Annotated in this window: 10 protein-coding genes; 4 read left to right on the forward strand and 6 right to left on the reverse strand. The window is 40.6% G+C overall.

Features of this window, described 5'->3' with window-relative positions; translation table 11 throughout:
* Window positions 1-10 precede the first annotated feature (10 nt).
* The 6 genes from AC6JA8_RS00075 to mfd form a co-directional block, all read right to left on the reverse strand.
* The gene (locus tag AC6JA8_RS00075; protein ID WP_497975222.1) at window positions 11-766 is read right to left on the reverse strand and encodes a TrmH family RNA methyltransferase; all 756 of its coding nucleotides are present in this window, start codon (window positions 764-766) and stop codon (window positions 11-13) included.
* Window positions 763-3579 carry an excinuclease ABC subunit UvrA gene (uvrA, locus tag AC6JA8_RS00080; RefSeq protein WP_497975223.1) on the reverse strand — a complete coding sequence of 939 codons (2817 nt, stop codon included), beginning with the start codon at window positions 3577-3579 and terminating at the stop codon, window positions 763-765. Before uvrA ends, AC6JA8_RS00075 begins: the two co-directional genes overlap by 4 nt.
* Window positions 3560-4474 (reverse strand): PdxA family dehydrogenase, encoded by a 915-nt coding sequence (locus tag AC6JA8_RS00085; protein WP_497975224.1) that lies wholly within the window; start codon window positions 4472-4474, stop codon window positions 3560-3562. Before AC6JA8_RS00085 ends, uvrA begins: the two co-directional genes overlap by 20 nt.
* Before the next feature lie 12 nt (window positions 4475-4486).
* A complete protein-coding gene (locus tag AC6JA8_RS00090; protein WP_497975225.1) occupies window positions 4487-5407 on the reverse strand; it encodes a peptidylprolyl isomerase in 921 nt (306 codons plus the stop codon).
* Window positions 5408-5496: 89 nt separating this feature from the next.
* Window positions 5497-6351, reverse strand: a complete 855-nt coding sequence (locus AC6JA8_RS00095; protein ID WP_497975226.1) for a peptidylprolyl isomerase — start codon at window positions 6349-6351, stop codon at window positions 5497-5499.
* Window positions 6352-6523: 172 nt separating this feature from the next.
* On the reverse strand, window positions 6524-10036 hold the full coding sequence (gene mfd, locus AC6JA8_RS00100) for a transcription-repair coupling factor (protein WP_497975227.1): 3513 nt from the start codon (window positions 10034-10036) through the stop codon (window positions 6524-6526).
* A 98-nt stretch (window positions 10037-10134) separates the two neighbouring features.
* Between mfd and AC6JA8_RS00105 the strand changes: the two genes are divergently transcribed.
* The 4 genes from AC6JA8_RS00105 to nuoK are packed head-to-tail and all read left to right on the forward strand — an operon-like array spanning window position 10135 to window position 12624.
* Entirely contained in the window at window positions 10135-10569 is a 435-nt protein-coding gene (locus AC6JA8_RS00105) for an NADH-quinone oxidoreductase subunit A (protein ID WP_102241830.1), read from the forward strand.
* A gap of 2 nt (window positions 10570-10571) precedes the next feature.
* A complete protein-coding gene (nuoH, locus tag AC6JA8_RS00110) occupies window positions 10572-11768 on the forward strand; it encodes an NADH-quinone oxidoreductase subunit NuoH (protein WP_497975228.1) in 1197 nt (398 codons plus the stop codon).
* A 21-nt stretch (window positions 11769-11789) separates the two neighbouring features.
* On the forward strand, window positions 11790-12326 hold the full coding sequence (locus tag AC6JA8_RS00115) for an NADH-quinone oxidoreductase subunit J family protein (protein ID WP_102241832.1): 537 nt from the start codon (window positions 11790-11792) through the stop codon (window positions 12324-12326).
* Window positions 12319-12624 (forward strand): NADH-quinone oxidoreductase subunit NuoK, encoded by a 306-nt coding sequence (gene nuoK, locus AC6JA8_RS00120; protein WP_102241833.1) that lies wholly within the window; start codon window positions 12319-12321, stop codon window positions 12622-12624. Before AC6JA8_RS00115 ends, nuoK begins: the two co-directional genes overlap by 8 nt.
* Window positions 12625-12642 lie beyond the last annotated feature (18 nt).

Consider the following 12642-nt stretch of genomic DNA (forward strand, 5'->3'; position numbering starts at 1 on the left):
GGGTCTCCTTTTAAAGCGAGCTCATCTTCGATAAAAAGATGGCAGCGGCATTGGCAGCATTGAGGTGTGCTACCTGTGGATCAATTTTAATTTTTAAAATAGTGTCGGAAAGATTAAGAATGTCCTGGTCGATACCATGACCTTCACTTCCGATAATCAGAACACATTTTTCAGGGAATTTATAATCGGCCACATCAATAGAGCCTGGGATATTGGCCGTTGAAAGAATAGTGTAACCTAATTCTTTAAGTCTTTTTAAATCCCCTCTAACATTAAGTGCATGATGCGTTTTCATGGCAAAGATATTTCCCATAGAAACGCGGATGCAGCGTCTTAAGTAAGGTGAACATGTCTTTTCATCCATCAGCATGGACTTAATTCCAAAAGCAGCGCTTGAGCGGACAATGCTTCCGACATTTTCAGGTGATGTTAAACCATTAAGAGCAATGATTCGATTGTCGAGTTGATCAAGGGCAGTGTCCTTTGGTTTTTCGGCCAGGACTAAGACTTCAAATTCAATTTTAAAGCCGGCCACGGATTCAAGGACCTTCTTATCTGCCGCAAATATATTGTCACCAGTGAGCTGATGTCTTTCAATGAATGCTGGTATTGCCAGGATTTTATGAATAGGTTTATTGCTCGCACGCAGTTGCAGGAAAAGCTTTTCAGCTTCGGCAATGATGAGGTCTTTTGAATTGAGTACATGATCACGGATTGAGATAAACTCTGCAATCCGTGGATCGTTGGCGTCTGTTATATGAATCATGCTTTAAGAACTTTCTTTAAATATTTACCAGTAATCGATTTTGGGTTTTTAGCGACTTCTTCCGGAGTCCCAATGGCCACGACTTCTCCTCCACCTGTTCCGCCTTCTGGCCCCAGGTCGATAACATGGTCGGCAGTTTTAATAACGTCGAGGTTGTGCTCAATAATTAAAAGCGTGTGACCTTGATCAACTAGTTGCTGAAGAGCTGAAAGAAGGATTTTGATATCTTGGAAGTGAAGACCTGTTGTCGGTTCATCAAGAACGTATAGACAGTGCCCTTTTGTTCTTTTTGAAAGCTCGCGAGAGAGTTTCAATCGTTGAGCTTCACCACCAGAGAGTGTCGTTGCCGGCTGACCTAATTTCATATAGCCCAGACCAACTGAACGAAGTGTTTCCAGGACGCGAGAGATTTTAGTGTGGTTTTTAAAGAACTCACAACCTTCTTCAATCGACATCTCTAAAACTTCAGCGATGTTTTTTCCTTTATAAAGAACAGAAAGAGTCTCAGCGTTGTAGCGAGTCCCCTTACATTCAGTACAAGTGATATAAACATCAGGAAGGAAGTGCATTTCGATTTTCTTTACACCGTTACCTTCACACTCTTCACAGCGTCCACCTTTAACGTTAAAGCTAAAGCGTCCTGTTTTATACCCTCTGATTTGCGATTCATTGGTTGAAGCAAAGATATCGCGAATATCATCAAAGAGTCCGGTGTATGTGGCCGGGTTTGAGTGCGGTGTTCTTCCGATGGGAGACTGGTCAAGTTCGATAACCGTCTTGATTTCATCTACGCCGGCAAGAGCATTGTAGTTAGCTTTCGAATAAAGTGTTTTATGGGTATTAGTTAAGTGCGTTTTTAAAGCAGGAACTAAAACCTTGTGAACAAGAGTTGATTTTCCTGAACCACTCACCCCCGTTACACACACTAATCCACCAAGAGGGAAATTAACGTCGAGTTTTTTTAGGTTGTGTTCAGTTGCTCCAGTTAACTTTAAAAACTTAGTGGCCTTCTTTCTCGTTTGTGGAACTGGGATGCGGTCAGCGCCTGAAAGAAATCTTGCCGTCAGTGATTTTTTATCACTCAAAAGTTTTGGAAGTGGTCCGTGAGAAACAATTGTCCCTCCGTGAATACCAGCTCCTGGTCCCATGTCGATAATGTAATCACTTTCATTCATTGTATCTTCATCGTGTTCAACTACTAAAACAGTGTTGCCCAGGTCGCGAAGAGTTTTAAGTGTCTTAATTAAGCGGTCGTTGTCTCTTTGGTGAAGTCCGATACTTGGTTCATCCAGAACGTAAAGAACACCAGAGAGAGCAGAACCAATTTGAGTTGCGAGTCTGATACGTTGAGACTCACCACCAGAAAGAGTCATGGCACCGCGGTTAAGTGTCAGGTAGCTTAGACCAACATCATTTAAAAAGCGCAGGCGCGAAATGATTTCTTTAAGGAGCTTTTCTGCGATGATTTTCTTTTCACCGTCTAGCTTGATGGCATTTAAGTACTCAAAACAATCAAAGATTGAAAGCGTACATAGATCCATAATATTTTTGTTACCAATCTTAGTTGAAAGAGCAATGCGGTTTAAGCGCAATCCCTTACAAGACGGGCAACATTTAATGTTCATGTATTTTTCTAGTTCAATACGGACTTTATCCGATCCACTTTCCAGATACTTTTTCTCCAGCCATGCTGAAAGTCCCGGGAAGGCCTTAGAGAACTCGAAGTGTGAGTTTTCTGAAGTAAATGAATAGCGGTAGACTTTATCTGAACCGTTAAAAAGAATGTCTTTAAACTTTTTTGGAAGTTTTCTAAAAGGCAGGCTTACATCTGCTCCTTCTTCTTCGGCAATGGTTTCTACCATTTTATAAAGAAATGAACTCTTTTTAGAGATCGGAGTGATGGCCCCTTCTAGAAGAGGTAAGCTTTCATCAAAGATCATCAGGTCAATATCGAAGATCTTTGTTTCCCCTAACCCGTTACATACTTCACACGCACCAATTGGCGAGTTGAAAGAAAACAGGCGCGGTTCAAGCTCGGGATAAATCTTATCCCCATTAGTTGATTTGTTGTGCTCAGAAAAATTCAGGACCTTGTTGTCATTAACCAGGATTTGAACATTTCCTTCCGCAAGCTTTAGAGCGTACTCAATCGAGTCGGCCAGGCGTTTTTCAACATCGTCTTTAAGCACTATACGATCGACAACGATATCTAACTGGTATTTGCCTTTTGGAGCTTTGATGTCTTCATCAAGCTGAATCATCTCGCCGTTTAAGCGAGCGCGGGTAAATCCCATTGTCTGAAATTTACTTGAGATTTCTTTGAACTTAATTTTGTCGTTATAAGGAATAGGTGCCAGGATTTGCAGTTTTGCTTTATCCCCTGCTTTTAAAACTTCTCTCGTGATCTGGCTTGGCGTGTATCTTCTGACTTCCACACCCGTGTCAGGATCATAAAGTGTTCCAATACGCGCATAAAGAACGCGAAGGTAATCGTAGATCTCAGTTGTTGTTCCAACTGTTGATCTTGGGTTTTTACTAGAAGTCTTTTGGTCAATCGCAATCGCCGGACTTAGGCCTGTGATTGATTCCACTTCAGGTGGTTGGTACTGACCTAAGAATTGTCTGGCGTAACTTGAAAGCGATTCAATATAACGTCTTTGCCCTTCAACATAGATTGTGTCGAAAGCTAAAGATGATTTCCCCGAACCTGAAGGCCCAGTGATAACAGTAAGAGTATTTTTCGGGATGCTGATAGTAACATCCTTCAAATTATGAACCGCTGCTTTTACAACGTTAATTTCGTTTATCGACATATTTCATAACCTCGAAAGCTTGTTTAAAAAGAAAAATCAGGCCGGTTGGGTTAGCTTTATTTTTACCATACAAATCGAAAGCCGTGCCGTGATCAACGCTTAGACGTAAAAATGGAAGCCCCATAGAAATATTAAGTCCAATGAGTCCATGCATCGCTTTGAATTGGGCAAGACCTTGATCGTGAAACATATAAACAAATAACTGCTTCTTTGTTTCATCGTGATGCATATGAAGTGTATCACCAGAATAAGGGCCTTTGAATTCTAATGTGTGTTTCTTTTTTAATTGGTCAATGGCAGTAGTGATAATTTTATCTTCGCTTCCTAAGATTCCGTTTTCACCAACGTGCGGATTGATTCCTGAGAAGATCACTTGTTCATAATCAAAGAAATACTTTTTATAAAACTCAATCGTCGTATTGGTTTTCTCAACAATCAAATCCGTCGTGATGACTTTTGTGACGTCTTTGAGCGCAACATGGTCAGTGATTAAAAGAACATTTTGTGAAGTTCCTTTAAATGTCATAGATATGTTCTTGTTGTTGAAATACTCACGGAAAAACTCCGTGTATCCGGCCAGGCTTTTCCCGTCATGAATCAGTTGATCTTTTGAAGTGGGAAGAGTCACCAAAATATCTTCAGGCTTAATCAGGTTTAGAACATGCATCAATGAAGATGTTGAAGAAGGAATTCCCTTTTCTGTTTTTGGATGAAGAGTAATGAGATCTTTGAAATTATCTTTTTTAAAACCCAGGTCCTTAAAGTTTGCGTTTAAGTCCTGCTCATTAACAACGAGTGTGACAGCTTTCTTCTCTCTTTCTGAGAGAAGTAAAAAGGCCTTAAGAAAGATCTCGAGACCAATGCCCCTTTCGTGTCCTTGAGTTACATAAATCATCTCTTAATTCCATTAGAGAGAAATTTTAATGTAGTGCTTGTTTCTTTCTCTTTCAAACCACACAGATGTTTCAGACTTTACGGCCTTTTCAAAAAGTTGATCTTTGATCTTATCTTTTTGAGACGCGAAAGCTTCAGTTTCTACCAGGTCTTTTTTCCCAAGATAGAAAACGTGGTACTGATTATTGATAACAATTGGAGTTGTTAGTGCACCTTCATCAGTTTCTTTTAGAAGGTTTTTAAGCTCAGTTGTGACCCCTTCTTCACTGATGTCTTCAAGGTTTGTTACCGTCAGTGTTGAGTAAGCTTCAGGTAAAACGCCGTTTACGCGGTATTGTTTTACGATCTCTTCCATCTGACCTTTAGTTGGTTTAGCAACAACGTCTTTTCCAACAGCATAATCAATCAGGGAGTATTTGAAGTTAAGTCGTGAGTCTTTGATGTTGTTTTTATAGTAAGTGTTTTTTACATCTTGCTCAGAGATAGCAATAAGTGGAGAGACAACGCGGTTAACGAAGTAGCTGTACTCGATAGCCTCTCTTAATGTTTCAAAGTACTCATCAAATGAAGTTCCTTGTTGCTTTAAAAATCCCATCAAGGATTTTCTATCAACACCCAGACGTTCCTGGTTTGATTTAATTTGTGCTTCAACCTGATCATCTGTAATCGTGTATCCAAGCTCAGAGAGTTTGGCGCGGATTAAGTATTTGTTGATTGCAATCTGTAGAAGTTCGTCATTTGAGTATGCGTTTTTGTCATAGATCATCGGAGCAACGTTCTTTTTGATCGCCAGGTTGCTGTTGGTTCTATTGATTTGTGAAAGAGTGATGATGTTGTCGTCTACAATGGCCGCGATTTTATCGAGAAGTTTAGCTTCAGCGGAAAGAGAGATCAGAAGAGTTGCGAGAAAAAAAAAGCGACTTGCGAGTTTCATTTTAACCTACTAAAACTTAAAACCTTATAGGGTTATTAGAGTAAGTTATCTGATATTACTACGCAAGTCGCAAGGCTATTGTTAGCTGTCTATTTTAACCATTCTTTGTTAACTGTAATTTTTGCACCTTTACGTGCGTCAGCAAAGTACTCTTCAAGGATCTTGTCACGTTTTTGGTCGTAAACAATCTTCTTGTATAGTGCTGGGTCAACTTCTTTCCATTCCTTAACCCCTAGAACTTTAATGATGTGATACCCGAACTGAGTTCTTGTTGGAGGTGAAATGTATCCGTTAGCTTTTCCGTTGATTGCTCTGAAGTATTCTGGAGCGTATTTAACTGCTGGAAGGTAACCAAGGTCTCCACCTGCTGGCGCAGTTGAGCTTTGAGAGTACTTATTAGCAAGTTCCGGCCATTGTTGTGGTTTTGATTGAAGTTGTTTGTAAACTTCCAGAGACTTTTTCATTGCCTCTTCAACTTCGGCCTTATCTGGAGCGACTCTTACGCGGAAAAGAATATGAGCTGTGCGATATTCTTTGTTTTTAGCATAGTAGTCTTGCGCTTCTTTGTCAGAAACCTGAATACCTTGAAGTTTCTTTTCCAGGTCTTTTGAAATCATCGCATGGTAAAGAACATCTTCCATTTTTGATTTAACGATTGGGTCGTCTTGAAGTTTTTGTTCTTTTGCTTTTTTGATCCCGATTTCACGGTTGATGATATCGTTAAGAACTTTTTCTTTTGTAACGATTTTATCCGAAACAAACATCAGGTTTTGTTCAAAGGCCTGATCAAGTTGTCCTTTCTTAATTTCCACACCGTTAACTGTTGCAACAATAGCTTCAGGGTTAGTGTTTCTTGGGTTCGTTGCTGGCTGCTCCTTATCTTGAGCGTAAGCCGACACTGAAAATGCCAGGGCAAGAATCGATAAGTAATTTGATGTTTTCATCACTATTATCCTCAGAAAAGTTAATTCTTTAACACGCAATAATGTATGTACTTTTAATGATAGCAGAAAATAAAAAAAGGTAGTGTAAATTCCTGAAAAATTGCTCTAGTGGAGCATTTTACCGGTTTTAGTCTATTAATAAGATCAGCTATTTTTAAGAGATCGAGGAACGCTAAGATGGAATTAAATGCTCACTAATCGTCTTCGAAAATTTGAGTAAATCATTCTGGGTAACCGCTGTTTTTTGGTTATAGATGACTCGATAATCTGGAGTAAATTGATAGATTTTTGGTCTTGAGATAAAGAAGTTCACTACGCGGTCGCGCAGGTCTGTGTTGGCCTCAAGAAATTGTTTATCAAATTTTAATGTAATGGCCGTTCCACCAACTTGAACCGATTTTAGTCCAAGTGTTTGCAGGAAAATTCTCGTTTCTAAAACCATAAAGAGATTTGAGAGCTCTTCGCTGAAAAGTCCGTAAACATCCTGGAATTCTTCTCTGATATTTTCCAAAAGTTGATGAGTTTCACAGTTGGAAAGACGTTTGTACTGTTTTAGGCGCTCGCTTGCATCACTGATGTAGTGGTTTGGAATGAAGGCCGGAAATGGAGTGAGGATTTCGATATCCTTTTTAAGAATTTTTCTTTCACCACGCAGTTCATGGATGGCATCTTTTAGAAGTTCCATATAAAGCTCAAGTCCAACTGCTTCTACATGTCCAGACTGTGTTGCACCTAAAATATCACCGGCCCCGCGGATTTCTAAATCGACAGAAGCGATGTTAAAACCTGAGCCCATATCGGCGTAAGTTTGCAGAGCGTGCAATCTCTTTTGGGCAATAGTTGAAATCTCACGCATGCGTGGAACAACGAAGTAAGCATAGGCCTTTTTATCTGAGCGCCCAATTCTTCCGCGCAACTGATGCAGCTGTGCCAGACCGTAAGTGTCGGCGCGGTCGATGATCATTGTGTTGGCGTTTGGAATATCAATCCCCGATTCAATAATGGTGGTCGCAATGAGAACTTGGTACTGACCGTTATAAAAAGAGTTGATGCGGTCTTCGAGTTCTTTTTCACCCATTTGCCCGTGAGCAAAAGTGATTTTTGCTTCGGGCACAAGTTCTCTGATTGAAGCCGCGTACTGTTCAATATCGCTTACTTTATTGTGAACAACAAAGACTTGTCCCCCACGTTGAAGCTCTTTTTGAAGAGCGTTCTGAATGGTGAGTTCGTCTTCTTTAATCACATAACTTTTAATTGACTGACGTCTTGGTGGTGCCGTTTTTATTAGTGATAAATCGCGCAGACCAAGGAAGGCCATTTGCAATGTTCGAGGAATCGGAGTTGCTGTTAAAGTCAGGAAATCTACGGAAGCTTTCATGAGTTTTAGCTTCTCTTTGTGGCCAACACCAAAGCGCTGCTCTTCATCGACAATAACCAACCCAAGGTCAGAGAATTTTAATTGGTTTGACAGCAGTTTGTGAGTCCCGATTAAGATATCGATTTCCCCTTTTTCTGCTTTTTCTAATATTTCTTTAGATTCTTTGGCCGACTTAAAACGTGAGATGAATTCAATGCGAACCGGGAACTCTTTAAAACGTTTTGAAAAAGAGTTGTAGTGCTGAAGGGCCAGAATTGTTGTTGGAACAAGAACGGCAACTTGTTTTTTATCTTCGACAGCTTTAAAAGCTGCGCGCATCGCTACTTCTGTTTTACCGAAACCTACGTCACCGCAAACCAGGTAGTCCATCGGCACCGGCTTTTGCATAGCTTCGAGCACTTCTTCAATTGCGCGCGCCTGATCTGGAGTTTCTTCAAATGGGAAGGCCAGTTCAAACTCGCGGTATAAGTGATCAGGGGGAGAAAAAGCATAAGCGACAGAAGACTGTCTTTCGGCCTGAAGTTTTAAAAGGTCGAAGGCCAGAGCTTTGGCTGATGTTCTCGCTTTTGCTTTAAGAACCTGGAACTTGTTTGTGCGAAGACTATCCGACTTTAAAGCGGCAGTTGCATCAGCATGTTTTTGAATCAGGTTTAACTTATAAACCGGAACATAAACTTTATCGTTATCGGCGTACTTTAAAACAAGGAAGTCACTTTTATCACCGGCAATATCTAAGGCTTCAAGCCCCAGGTATTCACCAACACCATATTCACTGTGAATAACGTAGTCACCACTTTTTAAGGTGGCCAGTTGTTCAGCGAAAAGATCGAGGTCAACTTTCTTATATTTTTGTGCTTTATTTTTTTTAGCAGCAAATAAGTCACCGTCACTGATGATCAGAAATTTTTCGCCTTCATAATAAAAACCTTCAGAAACTCTGAATGGTAAAAACTCAATTCTCTTTTTTAAGTCACCGGAAAAACCTTGAAGGTCAATCAAGTGCTGAATCTCATTTTTTGATGAATCACTATAAGAAGAAAAATAAATCTTTCCCTGATATTCAAAATGCACCTTGATAAAATCGAGTGCTGCCTTAATGTATTCAGGTTTTGAAAGAGCTGGGTTGATGTGTTCATTTAAGAACGTTTTTGTCTTAATTAAACGCAAATCAACCGAGTCGGAGATTTCACCAAAGGTCATGTTGAGGTTGAGTTGATCAATTAAGATAACCTTGCTGTCTTTCATGTTGTCGATGAAAGAGAAATCATAAATTTTATTGAAAATCGGAAGAATGTTTTCGCTGTTGATGTTCTCTTCAGCGTTTTCAAACTCAAAACGCATACCTTCTGCGTACTCAAGATAAGCTCTTTCCGTTTCATTGGCGTTTAAGATGCTGACTTGAGTTTGCGCGAGATCAAAATAATGAAAAATTGTTTCCGGGTCTTTGAAAAATAACGGCACATAAACCGGGTAATTTTCAAAAAGAAGCCCGTCACTTAAGCGTGCAAAAAGTGCTTTTCTAAATTCGAATTTGTTTTTAAACGCAGGCCCAGGTTGTGGAAGATTTTCTCTTAAAGTCACAGGGAAATCGTGATGGGCCAGGATCCCTGCGGCCGGAGTAATACAAACAGTATTTATCGAATGATCGCGCAAAGTTTTCTGCGTATCCAAGTCGATGGCAAAAATACTTTCGATCAAATCATCGAAGTATGAAAGCCTCACCGGGTTGCCACCAACCGGATAGATGTCGAAGATCTGCCCTTTTTGAATAAATGTTCCAGGTTCTTCGACTGATGTGGCCGAAGAATAACCCATGCTCACCAATTTTTTTGCGAGGTCAATTGGTGCGATGATGTCATCTGGCCTGATGATAAAACTAAATTCATTGAAGAACTGTCTCGGAGGTGTTCTGAGTGAGAGTGCTTCAAAGCTTGTGATGAGAATAAATTTTGTTTTCGTTTGATCGAGTCTATTGAGTTTGCTCAACACTTCAAGTCGATCGTAGAAGCTTTTTTCAGAGGAAATCACTCCGGAATATGGCGACGCTTCAAGTCCCGGGTAAAACATTAATTCTATGTTGTTTTCGCTCTGGGCCAATTGAAGAGAGTTGAAAAAATCTTCGGCTTCATCGTTCGTAGGGGCAATAATGAGTTGCGATTTTTTGAGAAATAATTTCGCATTTTCTCGCAAAAATGTGTTGAGAATGAACGACCACTGCTCCGTGGTTGCACCGTATAAATTTAGTGGAGATGAAGCATGTTCATCCCATTCTAAAACTTTTTGAAGCAGGGAATTAAAGTGACTCATATGACTATCATTTCAACTAATAAAACATTTCCAAGATATTATATTTTCGTGTAATCTAAGGAAACTAAAAAATAGGAATTTTTTTCTCGGAGATCAAGATGTCGACATTTAATCTAGACGTCTACATGCCCGTCGTAATTTTAATTGCGCTCGCACTACTTGTGGCAGGTGGATCACTCTTTTTGGGGAGCTTAATCCGCCCTCATAACCCAAACAAACTGAAAGAAACTGCATATGAGTGTGGTGAGGAACCAGTTGGTACTGCTTGGGCGAACTTTAACATCCGTTTCTACGTTATCGCGCTAATCTTCATCATCTTCGATGTTGAAAGTGCTTTGATGTTTCCTGTAGCGGCTGTGTTCAAAAAATTCAATGAAATTGGAATGGGTGGGACGCTTCTTATGTCGATCCTTACTTTCGTTCTTGTTCTTGTAGCTGGGATTGTATACTGCTGGAAAAAAGGCGACCTTGACTGGGTTAAAAGCTTTCAGCACGTCAACCAGGATGCACCTACTTTCGGGAAAAAGGACTAGGCATGAATTCAACTGTAGTATCTTATTTTGCACAATCGAATGAATTTCAAAACGTAGTTGGATGGCTTTCAAAAGTTTTAGGCTTTGATGCTTCTTCACTCGTTGCTTTTATTATCTTCGCAATCTTCGCGCTCATCATCGTTGGAGCTATGGCAACAATCGGTGGTCTTGGTACATACGCTGAAAGAAAGATCTCAGCCGATCTTCAAGCTCGTATGGGTCCAAACCGCGTTGGTCCATTTGGTCTTCTTCAGTTCCTGGCCGACGGGGTGAAGATGATTTTGAAAGAAGACATCATCACTACAAACGCAGACAAGTTTACTTTCAACCTTGCTCCTGTTCTTTGTATGGTCGGTGTTTTTGCAACTCTGGCCGTTGTTCCTTACTCAAGTGGTTTCATGCTGGCGGATCTTAACGTTGGTATTTTCTATCTTGTTGGTATGGCCTCTCTTGTGGGTGTTGGTGTTTTCCTTGGTGGATACGCTTCAAACTCAAAATGGTCTATGCTTGGTGGTATGAGAGGTGCTTCACAAATCATCTCTTACGAAATCCCGGCGACAATCACAATTATCTCAATCGTTCTTCTTGCAGGTGGATTATCAATGAAAACATTGATCAACGGCCAAGGTGGAGCACCACACGAGTGGTTCCTGCTTCACAACCCGTTTGCTTTCATCGGCTTCTTTGTTTACTTCATCTCAGCTCTTGCTGAAACAAACCGTGCACCATTCGACTTACCTGAAGCTGAATCTGAACTAGTTTCTGGTTACCACACTGAATACTCTGGTATGAAGTTCGGTCTATTCGCTCTTGCTGAATACATCGAAGTTTTTGTTGTTTGCGGTGTGGCTGTTGCCCTATTCCTTGGTGGATACAAAGTTCCTTTCGACCTTGGTTCTGGTGCACTTTTAGTAGAAAAACTTGGCCTAGATGCAATGCTTGCTCAAAACGTTGGACAACTTCTTGAGCTTGGAGCTTTCTTCACAAAAACTTTGGCCCTTTACTATGTAGTTATTTGGGTTCGTTGGACGCTTCCACGTCTTCGTGTTGACCAGCTGATGACTCTTTGTTGGAAATACTTAACTCCAATCGCAATTTTCAACTTATTAGGTTGTGCGATCTGGATGTATGCATTTGATGGAAAATCAATTTTTACTTTAATTATGGCAGCTGCTTCTGGCGGCGGTGCTCATCACTAATTAAAGGATAGGGAGAATACTGTGTTTTCAAATACACTCTTTTTAGTTTCTGCATTACTCACTATCGGTGGGGCAGTGGCAGTTGTTGTGAGTAAAAACCTGATGCACGCTTGTATCTACCTTCTTGCTTCATTATTTGGAGTAGCTGGTCTTTACGCTTGTATCGGAGCTGACTTCCTGGCGGCAACTCAGTTAGTTGTTTACGCTGGTGGGGTTATCATTCTAATGCTTTTCGCGATCATGCTTACAGGTGGTTCTGGAAACCGCGTAAATAAATATGGTCTTGAGAAAATCCCGGCAATGGGTAACCCAAAGACTTTCTTCTTTGCTGGTTTCGCGGCCCTTGTTTCAGCGGCAGTCCTTATTAAGGTACTGGTTCCTGTTTTCAGAAACAGCGGAACTCTAGTTGCGACAGACAACGCTCCGACAGTTGAAAGAATCGGGACACTTTTAGCCACAGATCACATCTTAGCTTTTGAAATTTCATCGGTTCTACTACTGGGCGCTCTCATTGGTGCAGCAGTAATTTCTAGACCAAGGAAAGAAATCCATGATTAGTTTAGGCGCCTACTTAGGCATTTCATTCATTCTATTTCTTTGCGGCGTTATGGTTATGGTCGCAAGAAAAAATATTATCGCGATGTTATTAGGGATCGAGTTAATCCTTAACGCTTCGGCGCTGAACTTCGCGGCTTATACAAAATTCGCTAACGGCAATCTTGAAGGACACATTATGAGTCTTTTCATTATTGTTATCGCTGCTGCTGAAGCTGCGGTTGGATTAGGGATCGTTATCAGATTCTTCCAGTTAAGAGAAAGCATCCATATTGATGATGCAGCAACACTACAGAACTAATATAAAGGTAAGGATCGT

It is taken from the genome of Bacteriovorax sp. HI3 (genome assembly GCF_059738875.1).

Excerpts from the sequence above, each read along its gene's own strand:
- AC6JA8_RS00095 (WP_497975226.1), bottom strand. The coding sequence starts at position 6,351 with ATGAAAACATCAAATTACTTATCGATTCTTGCCCTGGCATTTTCAGTG.
- AC6JA8_RS00085 (WP_497975224.1), bottom strand. The coding sequence starts at position 4,474 with ATGATTTATGTAACTCAAGGACACGAAAGGGGCATTGGTCTCGAGATC.
- AC6JA8_RS00075 (WP_497975222.1), bottom strand. The coding sequence starts at position 766 with ATGATTCATATAACAGACGCCAACGATCCACGGATTGCAGAGTTTATC.
- nuoH (WP_497975228.1), top strand. The coding sequence starts at position 10,572 with ATGAATTCAACTGTAGTATCTTATTTTGCACAATCGAATGAATTTCAA.
- AC6JA8_RS00090 (WP_497975225.1), bottom strand. The coding sequence starts at position 5,407 with ATGAAACTCGCAAGTCGCTTTTTTTTTCTCGCAACTCTTCTGATCTCT.
- AC6JA8_RS00105 (WP_102241830.1), top strand. The coding sequence starts at position 10,135 with ATGTCGACATTTAATCTAGACGTCTACATGCCCGTCGTAATTTTAATT.
- mfd (WP_497975227.1), bottom strand. The coding sequence starts at position 10,036 with ATGAGTCACTTTAATTCCCTGCTTCAAAAAGTTTTAGAATGGGATGAA.
- nuoK (WP_102241833.1), top strand. The coding sequence starts at position 12,319 with ATGATTAGTTTAGGCGCCTACTTAGGCATTTCATTCATTCTATTTCTT.
- uvrA (WP_497975223.1), bottom strand. The coding sequence starts at position 3,579 with ATGTCGATAAACGAAATTAACGTTGTAAAAGCAGCGGTTCATAATTTG.